Source organism: Alteromonas sp. BL110 (genome assembly GCF_003443615.1).
Taxonomy (GTDB): domain Bacteria; phylum Pseudomonadota; class Gammaproteobacteria; order Enterobacterales; family Alteromonadaceae; genus Alteromonas.
In genome coordinates this window covers 3,784,299-3,797,306 of sequence record NZ_CP031967.1, presented here as the reverse complement: position 1 = coordinate 3,797,306, position 13,008 = coordinate 3,784,299, and the positions used below count along the sequence as shown (strand labels likewise).

18 protein-coding genes are annotated in these 13,008 nt (G+C 40.1%); 16 read left to right on the top strand and 2 right to left on the bottom strand.

Features of this window, described 5'->3' with window-relative positions; genetic code table 11:
• Positions 1-14 precede the first annotated feature (14 nt).
• The 15 genes from D1814_RS19440 to D1814_RS16365 all read left to right on the top strand — a co-directional run bounded on the left by D1814_RS19440 (position 15) and on the right by D1814_RS16365 (position 9,436).
• Complete coding sequence (locus D1814_RS19440) at positions 15-338, top strand: hypothetical protein (protein ID WP_162889806.1); 324 nt, start codon at positions 15-17, stop codon at positions 336-338.
• A gap of 132 nt (positions 339-470) precedes the next feature.
• The gene (locus D1814_RS16445; protein ID WP_147402516.1) at positions 471-911 is read left to right on the top strand and encodes a hypothetical protein; all 441 of its coding nucleotides are present in this window, start codon (positions 471-473) and stop codon (positions 909-911) included.
• A gap of 903 nt (positions 912-1,814) precedes the next feature.
• Positions 1,815-2,276 carry a DinB family protein gene (locus D1814_RS16430; RefSeq protein WP_232368912.1) on the top strand — a complete coding sequence of 154 codons (462 nt, stop codon included), beginning with the start codon at positions 1,815-1,817 and terminating at the stop codon, positions 2,274-2,276.
• Positions 2,277-2,558: 282 nt separating this feature from the next.
• The gene (locus tag D1814_RS16425; protein ID WP_118494437.1) at positions 2,559-2,813 is read left to right on the top strand and encodes a PspC domain-containing protein; all 255 of its coding nucleotides are present in this window, start codon (positions 2,559-2,561) and stop codon (positions 2,811-2,813) included.
• Between the two features lie 146 nt (positions 2,814-2,959).
• Positions 2,960-3,343 (top strand): hypothetical protein, encoded by a 384-nt coding sequence (locus D1814_RS16420; protein WP_118494435.1) that lies wholly within the window; start codon positions 2,960-2,962, stop codon positions 3,341-3,343.
• A 331-nt stretch (positions 3,344-3,674) separates the two neighbouring features.
• Positions 3,675-3,908, top strand: a complete 234-nt coding sequence (locus D1814_RS19650; protein ID WP_232368911.1) for a GNAT family N-acetyltransferase — start codon at positions 3,675-3,677, stop codon at positions 3,906-3,908.
• A gap of 27 nt (positions 3,909-3,935) precedes the next feature.
• Complete coding sequence (locus D1814_RS19755) at positions 3,936-4,073, top strand: DUF6624 domain-containing protein (protein WP_310794145.1); 138 nt, start codon at positions 3,936-3,938, stop codon at positions 4,071-4,073.
• A gap of 105 nt (positions 4,074-4,178) precedes the next feature.
• Positions 4,179-4,394: a hypothetical protein gene (locus D1814_RS16410; RefSeq protein ID WP_118494433.1), complete on the top strand. Its 216-nt coding sequence runs from the start codon at positions 4,179-4,181 to the stop codon at positions 4,392-4,394.
• Positions 4,395-4,510: 116 nt separating this feature from the next.
• On the top strand, positions 4,511-4,804 hold the full coding sequence (locus D1814_RS16405) for a hypothetical protein (RefSeq protein ID WP_232368910.1): 294 nt from the start codon (positions 4,511-4,513) through the stop codon (positions 4,802-4,804).
• A 211-nt stretch (positions 4,805-5,015) separates the two neighbouring features.
• Complete coding sequence (locus D1814_RS16400) at positions 5,016-5,555, top strand: TlpA family protein disulfide reductase (RefSeq protein WP_118494429.1); 540 nt, start codon at positions 5,016-5,018, stop codon at positions 5,553-5,555.
• A 1,235-nt stretch (positions 5,556-6,790) separates the two neighbouring features.
• Positions 6,791-7,645, top strand: a complete 855-nt coding sequence (locus D1814_RS16385) for an acyl-CoA thioester hydrolase/BAAT C-terminal domain-containing protein (protein WP_118494423.1) — start codon at positions 6,791-6,793, stop codon at positions 7,643-7,645.
• Positions 7,646-7,671: 26 nt separating this feature from the next.
• On the top strand, positions 7,672-8,040 hold the full coding sequence (locus tag D1814_RS16380) for an MmcQ/YjbR family DNA-binding protein (RefSeq protein WP_118494421.1): 369 nt from the start codon (positions 7,672-7,674) through the stop codon (positions 8,038-8,040).
• Positions 8,041-8,054: 14 nt separating this feature from the next.
• Positions 8,055-8,432, top strand: coding sequence for a DUF3703 domain-containing protein (locus D1814_RS16375; protein ID WP_118494419.1), 378 nt, complete (start codon positions 8,055-8,057; stop codon positions 8,430-8,432).
• Positions 8,422-9,213, top strand: a complete 792-nt coding sequence (locus D1814_RS16370) for a PhzF family phenazine biosynthesis protein (protein ID WP_118494418.1) — start codon at positions 8,422-8,424, stop codon at positions 9,211-9,213. The genes D1814_RS16375 and D1814_RS16370 overlap by 11 nt, the downstream gene beginning before the upstream one ends.
• Before the next feature lie 37 nt (positions 9,214-9,250).
• A complete protein-coding gene (locus D1814_RS16365; protein WP_118494416.1) occupies positions 9,251-9,436 on the top strand; it encodes a DUF4177 domain-containing protein in 186 nt (61 codons plus the stop codon).
• A 137-nt stretch (positions 9,437-9,573) separates the two neighbouring features.
• On the opposite strand, the gene ggt is transcribed toward D1814_RS16365, so the two are convergent.
• Positions 9,574-11,331, bottom strand: coding sequence for a gamma-glutamyltransferase (ggt, locus tag D1814_RS16360; protein ID WP_118494413.1), 1,758 nt, complete (start codon positions 11,329-11,331; stop codon positions 9,574-9,576).
• Between the two features lie 14 nt (positions 11,332-11,345).
• Entirely contained in the window at positions 11,346-12,110 is a 765-nt protein-coding gene (locus tag D1814_RS16355; protein ID WP_118494411.1) for an enoyl-CoA hydratase, read from the bottom strand.
• 112 nt (positions 12,111-12,222) lie between these two features.
• Between D1814_RS16355 and rrtA the strand changes: the two genes are divergently transcribed.
• Positions 12,223-12,807 (top strand): rhombosortase, encoded by a 585-nt coding sequence (gene rrtA, locus D1814_RS16350; protein WP_118494409.1) that lies wholly within the window; start codon positions 12,223-12,225, stop codon positions 12,805-12,807.
• Positions 12,808-13,008 lie beyond the last annotated feature (201 nt).

The following is a 13,008-nucleotide window of genomic DNA, read 5'->3' as shown; positions in this document are numbered from 1 at the left end:
AAAAAGGATTCTCCATGGATACCGGTTTTCTAATTCTTTTAATATCCTGCTTAAGCGGCTTTATATATTTAATCATTGGGTATTTGCTTAGCTTTAAGCAAAAAGCGGATGTACTTAACGGCATCGACTTTTCTAAAATTTCCGACTTACCTGCTTTCTGCAAATACGTAGGCAATAGCTTTTTACTATCTGGTGTAGTACAAATCTTACTTGGGGTGTTGATTTACTTAGCTTATTTAAACCTTATGCTGTTCATAGCTATTTTTGTTCTCTTCTCGACATTGCCAATTATTAATGTCGTGAAAGCTATGCGTAAGTTTCAAAAAAGTGCTTCGTAAGCAAAACGTGGCTAACAACCCAATCAACACACTCACTGCGTTCGCTGGGACGCATACACGCGGGGCGGCTTCGCCATTATGCCCCACGCATCTGCGCCCCTTAGCTTAAAGTTAGCCATCATGGAAGGTTCAATGTCTAATTCTAGAAACAAATTTAGAATTGTGAGAGGGGGAAAGGAAGCCTATCTCAGTTTTATCAGAAATTTAACACCACAAATTTTACTTTTTTCTTTTGTTTATATTACTGGGCGTCAACTAGATTTCACCAAAATAGACCTAAATAACATAATGCCAACAGCTCTTTTTTATACATTGCTGCTCTCACTTTGTTTAGCAGTTTATTGTAATTGTAGTATATTTTTAAATGCACTTTATCCTAACAAGAATAAATGGGTAGATTCATACATTAAAAAAGCTAAAGCCATAAAAAATAGCAAGTTATATGTATTTTACTTTCTTGTATTGGCTGTTGTAAGAAAAAGGTATATTGCGTGTATTGAATTATTTTTGGTTATGTTTTTTTTACAAATAACCGTTGCAGCAGTAAAGTCAGCAATTGCAATGAGTGGCTAACAAGTCGTTTAAAAGGACAAAAATGGGGCAAACTCATCGACGCTTTGTCTTAAGCAGGTTCCCATATTCTATTATTTATAAAATTATCGAAAACAGGGAAATTAGTGTGGTAGCTATTATGCACAACCACCGAAAACGAGGGTATTGGCACGAACGCGGCTAACAAACGCATTAACTCAGTCGCTGGCGGTTTTTTTACACGTTCATTGGTATATGGTCTGTGGGGACATTTATTGTTATATGGGCAAGCCGTTAACGATGCGCTATTGTCATTCTCTGCAATCACTAAGACACTACCTGGGTACTTCGCGGTTTTGGCCCACTTCTGCGCGCTAAAGCTCAGCATTAGGTGCTACACGGATATGAGCTTCGAAAGATTTCAAAAACATCGACACATCGTAGAAGATAATATAGTTTGCGTATCTTATGACCGCTTTACGACAAAGTTTGAAGTAAAGGTGGGTGACACTTTTGCCTATTCTAAGTACTTTTGGTTGTGGCCTAGGCATAACGCCACCGTTCAAATCGGTTCTAGTTCTTATGCGCTCAGTGTATATTGTTTTTTTATATGGGGAGCGTCTTTAAAAAAGGACGATACAGTTGTTGTAAAAGAGCTACTGCCTAAACGCCGTAGGCGTTCTATTTGGCTTCTAGGCTATGGTGTTTTTATTCTTTTACTTAGGGCTGCTTTTGTTGTTTTTGCTCCATAGCACCTAACAACAGTATTATGTCGCCCGCAGGCGGTTTGGAATACAAATCCATGCGCGGTTTCGCCATTATGCCTTACGTGCCTACGCCCCTTATTTTAAAGTTATGCCCAAGTTCAGATTATGTCTTTGAAAAGTAATTTCATATTAATGGCTGAGTACAATAAATGGATTAAATGAGTCCATTTACTCGGCTGTGTCACATTTAAGTAGAGACTCACTTTCAGAAAACAAAGGCGCTTTCTTTGGTTCCATTATCGGAACCCTTAATCATATATTAGTCGCCGATCTCATTTGGCTAAAACGATTTGCGTCTCATCCCTCAAATTTTAGTTCATTGCATAGCCTCGCAATGACGCCATTACCAGAAAGGCTCGATTCAATACTGTTTAGCGACCTTGCAAAGCTAAAAAATGAAAAAAACCGATTAGATGGCGTAATTCTGGAGTTTGTTAATCAGCTCAGCGATGAGCTTTTGGACAGTGATTTATCCTATCAAAATTCAAATGGCGTCCCTTTCAAAAAGCCTTTTTCGCACCTCATACAACACTTTTTTAACCATCAAACTCATCATCGAGGTCAAATTTCTACATTGCTTTTTCAGTCTGGTATAGATTTAGGTATCACAGATTTGTTGGCTAAAGTACCCAATGCGTAAGAAGCATGATAAGACTCACGAAGGGACACATACATGCAGCGGTTTTGCCGATATTCCCCAAATATCTGCTCCTATCATTTAAAAGTTAGGTACTCATAAACAGAAATCAGCTCAACTGATGTTCTGATGTTCTGATGTTGCCTTAGTAGAGACTTATTTATGAGTACTCTATTAAAACAAACAAGCGTCTGTGCTTAGTATTTTAGCTTGCTAGCTGTCATTTGTGTCTTGTAGTCTGTAAGCTAGTTACTAAGATTTTTTCTTCATGAAACAGGAGGTTTTATGCCACATAGGGAATTCTCAGTTCTCACTCGCGGGGAACACGGCATTATCGCTGGTGTATGCTCAGGTCTTTCTCAATATTATGGACTCCGTAAAGCGGGGCTGCGGATAGCGTTTCCTATATCTTCCTTTTTCTTTGTTTTACCAGTTTTTTTATATATTGTTTTGTGGCTAATTTTGCCTAAGTACCCAACTACTCAGGCGATGGCTCGACAGCTACGAAGACAAAGTGGTCGTTTAGGAAAAAACAATTAACAAAGAATTATGTCGCCAGCGAGCTAGCTGGGACAAAAATATAGAGGCCTTGTCAGCCCATATGAATACGAAGTGACATGCACTTAACAAGGTTGTTCACTTTAAGCGGTTAAAATCAGCTTCTAGCATAGGTGACAGGTTTAATTATGGAAAAAGAAATTTCTAAGTTCATTCATGAGTTTTTATCCTTCACACCAGAAGGCTCTTTATATTCTGTAGCGCGGATACTAAATCAAGAAGAACACGAGAAGTATAAATGCACCATGATCAGATGGAGCTATTGGCATTTTTGGTATTTCCATGCTCCAAAATCAAAAACTATAAAAAAAATAGTAAAGGGTTTTCGTAATAAGATTGGCATTTATGGAATTGAAGGTGCTAACTCACTTGTCACAGGTGTTATAGCTAGAGAGTCCGGCGGTTGTGTTTTCGTAACAACATACTCTATAGGTAATGAAAAAATGGAACCATTGTGCTTTGTTATGGAAAACCAAGATAAAGATTGGGCGCTGATGCAACACCACGATTAAATAAGGTAAAGTGATAATAAATTATTCTTGTTCCAATAAAGTATTTACCGTGTTGTATATATTTAGCTTAATTGTATTTTAAGTTAACGTAACAAAAGTAAATCACAATAAAATGGAAATTTATAGGGCTGATAAGAATAACGTTGAAGCCGATTCAACAGTTTTTGATTTATATCGTCAGTTTTATAGGCAACCGACAAATTTGAACGCTTCTGTTGAATTCTTAACTGAGCGTTTCGAGAAAATGGATTCAAGGTTCTTTATTGCACTCAGTTCAGCTGGAGATCCTTTAGGGTTTATTTAGCTTTACCCTTCATTTTCATCTGTTGCTATGAAACAGGTGTGGTATTTAAACGACTTGTTCGTTGTACAGAGTGCCAGAGGTAAAGGTGTGGCTAGCGCATTGTTAGAGCATGTGAAAGTATACGCTAAAGAAAATGATAGCTTCTCTTTAAAATTAGCAACGGCAATTGACAATATTCCAGCAAAAGAGCTTTACGAAAAACACGGTTATAGCAAAGTAACCGCGTTTGACCATTATGTTGTTCGAACTGACATGATATAACAACTTACTCACTGCGTTTAGCTTGGTATTGTAGGTGGCGAATTAGTTTTCGAACCAATTTTAGACCAAGAGAATGTAAATCACAGAAGAGCAGAAGTTGGACTTCCATCATTGGAGAAATACAAGAAAGTAGTTGCAGAGGCTTATGGATTGCCAGTGAAGTGAATAGGTACGGGACTGCTAGAGCTTGGCTCAGTTCCGCGTTGCTACACAGTTTAGCCAGGCATTAATAGCGCCTTAACTCAGGCGTCATATACACATGGAGGTACTATGAATACTGCCACACTATTAAATTACCTGATTATTATGGTTGTTTGCGCTTACGGAATAGCTTTCTTTGGTGGTTATTTAAAACAAGCTAGAACATCACCCGCGCTAGTATGGGTTAAAAACAAAAATTCAAAGGCTCCTAAAATATTGGAGTGCATTTTTATTTTTGTTTTTGCATACAAAACGGCAGAGTTATTAAAAAGCTTACTGTTTTAGTTTGTAGTTCGCCGGCAAATAACATGCTAATTCACAATAGCATTGTTTGCTAGGGCGCATACACTCGTGGCGGATTCGCTATTGTGCTCCATCAGTATAAAGTTATACGAATAAATGTGAAAAATAAGAAAATCATTGGTAACCTAAAAGCTCTATTCAAATATGGAAGTTCTATGAAAAGCCGTACAAAAATAGTTTTATCAGCCGTTGCTTTCACATCTGTAATAAGCTTACAGTCCTTTATCCTGTATCAGCAAAATCAAGCAAATAGTAGTCTACATGTCAAAGTTGACAGACTTCAGAGTCAAATTGAGCAAACAAGCAAAGCTAATCAAGATCTTCTCTTAAAAATAGAAAACTTGGAAAGCAATTTAGAGCTTAAACCTCGTAGCCTTCTTTCTATGAATTAATTGGCTCTTTGAATAACAACCTAATCAACCTACTGTTTTCTTGAGCTAGGTTGTTATATGCCAACAATTTTTACGAGTCGCACAATAAAAGGGAAATATTTGATTTATCTATTCGCGTTTGTGTTGTTAGAGGCCGGAATTGTTTGGAATATAGCTCGCGAAAGGCGCTCGCTATTAGAAAGTTATATACGTTGACAGTTAGGAGGTCATTATGAAGAAGGGTTTATTACTATTATTGCTTATTTTCTCAGACAGCTCTTGGAGTCAGACATACGAAGAGAAAATTGCTGCATCTAAAGCGTTTATCGGAAAGCCTGTTCAAGAACACACTTTTTACACTTTAGATAAACAACCAATTACCTTCCAAAACCTAAAAGGTGAAGCTGTTGTAGCTTACTTTTTCGCATCTTGGTGCTCTCCCTGTTATGAAGCTCTAGAGAACTTAAACAAAGCAATCGAAACTACCCCACCAACTGTTCACATTGTTGCAATTTCTTTAGACGAAGATTGGGCCAGCCTAGAAAGAATGTTAGCAAGAACAGGTTACACTGGTGAGGTATGGAAATCGGCAAACGCAGAGTTGGCATTTCAAAAACGCTTATTTGCTAATTTTACCAGTTCTCTGCCTCATATTATTCGGATAGATACACAAGGAATACTTATTGAAGGCGGTTCAAGAGTAAAATCCTTTGAGCAATGGACAGCGGTCATCAATCAAAACGCATCTATAAGTAAAGCCAGTGGTATTTAACAAGTCGGTAAGTTCGTCCACTTAAATACCTCCTTTCGGGTCGCCTTCTCCTTTGTGCCCACTAATGGGCGCCCCTTATCTAATAAATTATTGGCTATACGGAGAAATTTAGCAACGGAACATATCGTACCAAGTAATCGTAAGGCGAATTCAACTCCGAAGCGCAACACGAAGAAGTAACTAAGCAGCTTTTTCAGCCTTGAAAAACAATCAGCAGACCACACTGATATTTAAACGATTAATTCAAGGATGAAGAAATGCCACAAATAAATAGTTTGTTTAAAGAAAAATCGATAATAGCAGTTCTAGCTTTGTGCGTTTTCTCATTTGGGATTTACGTTGTTTATCGTCTGTGGCAGTTTACCGAAATTCTGAATTCGACAAAGAAAAGTCACATTTCAAAGGCATTCACATCAACTGCAATTTCTGTTCACATACTTTCGTTACTTGGACTTGCTTACTATTTTCTGTTCCCTGCACCAGTAGCGCTACTATTTACGGCTAAGGTTCTTCATCTAATATCCACAGTTTTTCATATTGTATGGATTATCAAAGTTAGAAATAGAATCAATAGGGTAAATAAAGCGTCAAAAGGCAATTATTTATGGCTAGACCCATTTCTTAGTAGTTTTTTTCATGTCATTTACTTTCAATACAAAATAAACCAATCTATAGGTTGTAGTATCTCTAGAAAAACTGCGATATAACAATTAAAACATGTTGCTCGCAGTATCGCAGGGAGACAAGAGTGGCGCCTAAATGCTTCGCTTTGATTAAGGACATAGTTAGAAACGTATGTGAATGGTGAAATAAGTAGAAATCATGTATGTTTTGTAAACAAACACGATATGATACGTCTCTTCTCAGGCTTGAAAATATAAATTATGGGCTCGTAAAGTTGTGTAAACCTTAGTTTTTGAAAACATCAAGGGAATAACAATGCCTCTTAAGAAATGGACGTTACAATACTTAATAGCATTCCCCCTGTTACTCGCCATTTTTGCTAGCGTTCAGTATCTTAAGGGGCAATCTATCCTTTATTCGCTGGAATTCGGAGTCACTTGGGCTTTCATTTCCATCTTTATCTTTGCAGTCCGCCGTGCATACAACTTCAAAAGGCGGAACCACTGCGATATATGCATCGATTTACCGTTTCACAGCAAAATTAATTAATTAAAACTATAAGTGGTACTTCCTACTAAACCTTTATCTTAAGTTATTTAAACGGGTATTAAATGAACACACAAACCGTGCTTTTTTGCTTTATCTTTTTCTTACTAGTATCAATGCAATGCGAAGCCTCTACTCGAACACTTAAAGTTGAAGATGAGGGCTTGGCCGCTACCTACTATGCACCTGATTCTAGCGATGGCAAGATGGGTGTGTTAGTGCTTGGCGGTTCAGAGGGCGGTTTACCAGAAAAGCTTGCGAAGCCCATAGTGGAAGCGGGATTCCCTACTCTAGCTTTAGCTTATTTTAAGGAAGAAGGCTTACCGCCAGAGTTAGAGCGAATACCTCTTGAATATATCTATCAAGCTGTCTCATGGTTGAAAGTGCAACCAGAAACCATGCCAGATAAAATAATTGTAGTTGGCTGGTCAAAAGGCGCTGAACTATCACTTCTTTTAGCGTCAAAAGATTCAAGTGTACATAATGTGGTTGCTATTGCTCCTAGCTCCGTTGTGTGGGCGGGCATTTTGAAAGATTGGAGCAAGGTCCCTGGACCCAGCTGGACTTACAACGGAAAGGACTTAGCATTTGTTCCGTTCAATCCGTCGGGTGAAGTTAATGGTTTACTAGACCTCTATACACAATCTTTAGAAAACCGAACAGACAGCGGTGAAGCTAATATGCCCATACAGGATATCAGCGCTGGAGTCGTGTTGATGACTGGCGAAAACGATGAGATCTGGCCATCGCCAACGATGGCTGAAACAGTATGTGAGAGGATAAATGCACGCACTGAAAAAAAATGTAAGCACATAAACTATCAAGGTGCAGACCATTTGCTTAACTATGAGTTTTTAAAAAGTGGTAGCGATATGAACCAAACCTTTATTCAGGCGCTCACCAAGCACAATAACCACTAGTCAGTTTCTTCAATAAATAGAATGATATGACCATTGATGAATTCAATCTCTTTTGTAAAGCGCTACCCCATACTACTTATGTCGTTCAATGGGGAAACTCAGATGTATGGAAGATAGGTGGGAAAGTTTTTGCTATAGGGAGCATTGGCAAAGACGGGCCCCCTGCTTTTACCTTTAAAACGTCAGAGCAAAACTATTATTTTCTGGAAGAAAAGCCTGGCTATAGGCCTGCGCCCTATCTTGCTAGTCGTGGAATGAAGTGGATACAGCAGTACAATTGTGAGAGCGATGAAGATGAAGCGTTAGAATATTATTTAAGCGCATCATATAAACTAGTATCGTTAGGGTTAACCAAGAAAATGCAAAAAGCGTTTGGTTTAAATCAACCTCAATAGAAGGTGCTTACACCATGTTCAACACAAAAAGCTTTACGCGCAATATTCGCCCGTATGTAGAAGCTGAACTAGCGCAAGCTCATGAAAAGCGAAATCAAAACAACCAACCGTGTGCTTTTACACACTTAGAAAACGCCCATGTTCTTGGTCAAGCTTCAACAAGGCTACACGTAAAGGTACACGTTCAAATGCTTTTATGGTCAGTAAAGACAGGCAATTTGCGCGAGTTTTTTGGTCAGCTGTTCAGAATAGTAGGCGCAGCCACGAAAACTATTTTTGGGCTGGTACCTCATGGAAATACAGGCGGGGCTAACGTTAGTCCATTTAAAGTAATGCCAATTAAACCGAACCTTGCAAGAATATTAAAAAAAGCGCGATCGTATGAAAATTAAGATTAACGTTGTTGATGCATTTACCAATGTAAGGTTTAAAGGCAACCCTGCTGCCGTTGTTATAACGGGTAAATGGCTTAGCGATGAAGAAATGCAAGAAATCGCTGCTGAAAATAATCTTTCAGAAACCGCATTTTTAGTAGAAGATGACAACGGCGTATTTGCTATACGTTGGTTTTCCCCCATAACGGAAATTGACTTTTGTGGCCACGCAACGCTTGCGTCTGCATTTGTTATTTTTAGCGAAAATTACCAACTACCGCACATTTCGCTTTTCGCCAAATCGGTGGGTATGATGAAAGTCGTTAAGAAAGACGACGGATTCATTCAAATGGATTTCCCTAATAGAATGCCTAGCCCAGTCAACGACGTACCTGAAGCACTATTGCGAGGGCTTTCAATTAAACCGAAAAGCATTTTGAAAAATGACCAAGCTTATTTTGCTGTTTATTCCGACGAAGACGACGTTTTAAGTGTAATTCAAGACAGCGAACAACTAAAAACACTTGCGCCCTATGATGTGGTAGTGACAGCACCGGGTACGCAATTTGACTTTGTATCCCGTTATTTCTGGCCTGCGAACGGCGGTGATGAAGACCCGGTTACCGGTTCAATCCATACTGGGCTTGCGCCCTATTGGGCAAAAGTCTTTGGACAGTCAAAACTTATGGCTTACCAAGCATCTAAACGAGGTGGTACAGTAAAATGTGAAGTAGCAGGTGATCGCGTGCTTATTTCTGGCCAAGCGGTGTCTTACCTTGAAGGTTATATTACTATTTAAGAATTTGAAGAATAAAGCTGTAGAAGGAACTATATAAATGCAAAAAGTCGTTGAATTTAAAACTCGTAACTTTTGGTCTAGCCAACTCAATTTAGACACCCTTAACGAGGAAATTAAAAAGTACAACAATCAGAGCTGGCGTGTTATTCAAGTTACACCGGCAGCGTCGTTTTCCGCACATATTCGTTCAGTATTACTCCTTCTTGAAAAATCGAATGGTTAAAAGTAAAAACTAGAAAGAGCCGGCCATTCTATTTACATTTACTGGCGCAAACAAAAAAGCGGAAGATATTTAATCTTCCGCTTTCACTCACTCAACAACATACTGCTGTATCTTGTTCTATCTACGCAAACTCAGCGTTAGCGCCCTACTGCAATGCCTTCCCTACGAGGGTCTGCACCGCCAATTAATTTGCCTGACTTAAACTGAATACCGTGAAGACCGCTATTTAAATCTACTACTTTAACCTTGTGGCCAATTGCTTTTAATGGCTCTTCAAGCTCAGCTATTGGCGTGCCCTTCTCTAACGCCGTGTAGTCGTTTCTATTAGTGATTTTAGGAAGATTGATGGCCTGCTGAATATCCAAGCCAAAGTCTAAAACACCTATTAGCGTTTGAGCTACATAGCTTACAATTCGAGATCCTCCCGGCGAGCCGACAACAACCTCAAGGTTCCCGTCTTTGTCGAACACCATTGTAGGGCTCATAGCGCTTCTAGGGCGTTTACCAGGCTCTACGCGATTTGGTACAGGAAAGCGGTTTTTGGTTGGCGAAAATGAAAAGTCGGTAAGTTGGTTATTAAGCAGGAAGCCTTCTACCATAATCCCAGAACCAAACATAAATTCTATGCTTGTGGTCATTGATACTGCATTACCCTCTTTGTCCACAATAGAGACATGTGACGTGTTCGGCAATTCCATTGACGTACCAAGCGCTACATTCGCATCAGCGTATGGATTACCCGCACGCTTGCGGCGCCACTCTTTATCAACAGCAATATTCTCAGCCCGGCGCTCAAGATAAGCCGTATTGATCATGGCCGCAAACGGTAGGTTAGTAAAATCGCTATCTGCTATAAACTTCTCGCGATCGGCATACGAAAGCGCACTTGCTTGCGTGTACAAATTCGCAAACTCTACTGAATCCGGCGCATACTGACTAAGGTCAAAACCTTCTAACATTTTAAGAATTTGATAAACATTCACACCACCAGAGCTAGGTGGAGCCATACCGCAGATACGCTTTTCGTGATATAGCCCACAAACAGGTTCGCGTTTTACAGGCTCGTAGCTTGCTAAGTCTTCTAACGTCATCTGGCCTGGGTTGATTTCAGCGCTATTTACCGCTTTTACTATTTTCTCAGCAACCTCACCTTTCAATAAATAGTCGCTGCCCTTGTCCGCAATACCTCTTAAGGTTTTAGCTAGCTTTTTGTTTTTCTTAACCGTGCCTTCTTTTAAAGGGAGACCCGCTGGAAAGAAGTAAGTAGAGCTTGCAGGAAAGGTTTTTAGACCTGGGTGATAGTCTAAGGCCACCAACTTAGCTAACCGTGGCGATACTTTAAAACCATCTTCGGCTGTTTTAATTGTATCGTCGAATAGCGTATTCCAAGGTAGCTTTCCAAACTCTCCCTGCGCCATTTCTAGGGCTTTGACTGCCCCAGGTACACCCACTGATTTACCGCCAACTACGGCATCTAACCATCGCATTGGCTTGTTACCTTCAATAAACCAATGAGAATTGACGGCTTTGGGCGCGGTTTCACGTCCGTCGAAGGTATGAAGTACTTTGTTCTTATTATCCCAATAAAGAATAAAGGCACCACCACCGATGCCTGACGATTGCGGCTCTACCAGAGAAAGCATTGATTGAACAGCCACGGCAGCGTCAATCGCGCTGCCGCCTTTTTCTAAAATATTCTTCCCCGCCCATGACGCATAGGGGTTTGCCGCCACTACCATATAGTCTTTGGCTTCAAAGGCCTTTTTCTCTATGTAGCCTGTAGCCGCTTCAGGCTCGCCAACTTCGCGAGCTTGTTTAGCGTTAGCTCCAAAAATGAAGCAACTAGATAATGCAAGAGTAACTACTGAAGCTCTGAACAAAGCACTGCGTCTCAAAATAATACTTCCTCTTATTTAAATTTTTCGGGGTTAATTGGGCGTTTTTTAAGAAACGCATCAAACGCTTCTTGGGCCGCGGTTGTGCCCAACGCTTCTAAAAATATATCAAACTCTTCGTTCATTTGTTGGTTCGTGCGTTCCCCGTCACCTTTCAATAATGCTTTAGTCTGCCTAAGCGAGAAAGAAGGCTTGGCAACGAGCTTCTCTACCGTAGATTGAACAGTTTGATCTATCTCTTTTGCGTCGATTATTTTAGTCAGAATACCAAATTGATAAGCGTCGGCAGAGGTAAAGGGTTCACCCAGCATTAACCACTCTGCCGCTTTGATATGACCTGCAACCTTAGGCAAAAGATAACTTGATGCATATTCGGGAACAAGCCCTAAGTTGATGAACGGTAGAACAAATCGGGTATCTGGTGTGGCGTACACAAAATCGCAGTGAAGTAAAAGCGTTGTGCCTATACCTACCACCAAGCCATGAACTTGCGCAATAACCGGTAAGTTACATGCAGCTAGTGCACGCATAAACGCTGCTGTCTCAGGTACTTGAGCATGATCTTGTTGCTGCGCAAAGTCACCAATATCGTTACCTGCGGTAAAACAATCGCCGGCGCCTTTGATCACCACCACTTTCGTTGAGCCATCATTTTTAACGCTTAAAATAGCATTCGCCATTTCTTGGTACATGTCGCGGGTTAACGCATTTTTCTTGTCGGTCCGATTGAGTGTAATAGTTAAGCACTGCTGACTATTGTCGGTAATGATGTAAGACATAATCACTCCTTTACTGTCGTCTTTTTTATTTCGGGTGTACTTCAGTTTTCACCCAGTAGGCAATTTCTGTATCATAGCCAGCAAATTCTGAATTCAAAAATAACTAACACTGATGATGTCACTGCCGTTTTCGCTTAAGTATAGCGCGGGTCCCCTTTTTATTGCGCTATGCTCAGTTATCGCGTTTTTCTTTGAGCCTATGTCTGGCAATTATTTAGCTTACGACAGGTATGCCATTCAAGGTCTAGAGACTTGGCGTATAGTCACTGGTAATATTGTTCATACCAATGGCTACCACCTACTGTTAAATTTAGCAGGTCTGGTGCTGTTGTGGGCCCTGCACGGTGAACATTATCGCATTGGTTTGTATTTGAAAGTTTTTGTATGGTGCTGCTTAGGAACCAGTGTCGGGCTTTATTTTTTCTCCCCAGATCTGATTTGGTACGCAGGTTTGTCTGGCGCACTACACGGTATTTTCGCATGGGGTGCCTGTGTTGATATAAAAGAGAAGATGAAGTCGGGTTGGCTGTTACTTATTGGCTTAGCCATAAAAGTAGGTTACGAGCAAATTGACGGTAGTAGTGAACAAGTTGCTAACCTGATAGACGCAAAAGTTGCCGTAGATGCGCATTTATTCGGTGCGCTTACCGGTATCGCAATCTTTCTACTTATGTTTATTACGGCGAAAAGAAAATAAAAACTCGAGCGATATAGCGTCACTCTTATTGCGCACTTTGAGTCGTGAAATAGATAAAATGCGCTTAAGTAAAAGAATTATGATAATAAAAAAGGCCCGAATTCTTTGAATTTGGGCCTTTTTTGTAAGCTTTTATCCGTCCTCAATAGCTATCGTGCTGTGAGCAACTCAGTGGCTCTAAACCACTGGATTGCACTCGCA

What these genes read in the sequence shown, in the direction of transcription:
- D1814_RS16420 (WP_118494435.1), top strand. Translation starts at nt 2,960, where the DNA reads ATGGAAAAAGAAATTTCTAAGTTCATTCATGAGTTTTTATCCTTCACA.
- D1814_RS16445 (WP_147402516.1), top strand. Translation starts at nt 471, where the DNA reads ATGTCTAATTCTAGAAACAAATTTAGAATTGTGAGAGGGGGAAAGGAA.
- rrtA (WP_118494409.1), top strand. Translation starts at nt 12,223, where the DNA reads ATGATGTCACTGCCGTTTTCGCTTAAGTATAGCGCGGGTCCCCTTTTT.
- D1814_RS16410 (WP_118494433.1), top strand. Translation starts at nt 4,179, where the DNA reads ATGAATACTGCCACACTATTAAATTACCTGATTATTATGGTTGTTTGC.
- D1814_RS19650 (WP_232368911.1), top strand. Translation starts at nt 3,675, where the DNA reads ATGAAACAGGTGTGGTATTTAAACGACTTGTTCGTTGTACAGAGTGCC.
- D1814_RS16385 (WP_118494423.1), top strand. Translation starts at nt 6,791, where the DNA reads ATGAACACACAAACCGTGCTTTTTTGCTTTATCTTTTTCTTACTAGTA.
- D1814_RS16400 (WP_118494429.1), top strand. Translation starts at nt 5,016, where the DNA reads ATGAAGAAGGGTTTATTACTATTATTGCTTATTTTCTCAGACAGCTCT.
- D1814_RS16425 (WP_118494437.1), top strand. Translation starts at nt 2,559, where the DNA reads ATGCCACATAGGGAATTCTCAGTTCTCACTCGCGGGGAACACGGCATT.
- D1814_RS16370 (WP_118494418.1), top strand. Translation starts at nt 8,422, where the DNA reads ATGAAAATTAAGATTAACGTTGTTGATGCATTTACCAATGTAAGGTTT.
- D1814_RS16365 (WP_118494416.1), top strand. Translation starts at nt 9,251, where the DNA reads ATGCAAAAAGTCGTTGAATTTAAAACTCGTAACTTTTGGTCTAGCCAA.
- D1814_RS16375 (WP_118494419.1), top strand. Translation starts at nt 8,055, where the DNA reads ATGTTCAACACAAAAAGCTTTACGCGCAATATTCGCCCGTATGTAGAA.
- D1814_RS19440 (WP_162889806.1), top strand. Translation starts at nt 15, where the DNA reads ATGGATACCGGTTTTCTAATTCTTTTAATATCCTGCTTAAGCGGCTTT.
- D1814_RS16355 (WP_118494411.1), bottom strand. Translation starts at nt 12,110, where the DNA reads ATGTCTTACATCATTACCGACAATAGTCAGCAGTGCTTAACTATTACA.
- D1814_RS16380 (WP_118494421.1), top strand. Translation starts at nt 7,672, where the DNA reads ATGACCATTGATGAATTCAATCTCTTTTGTAAAGCGCTACCCCATACT.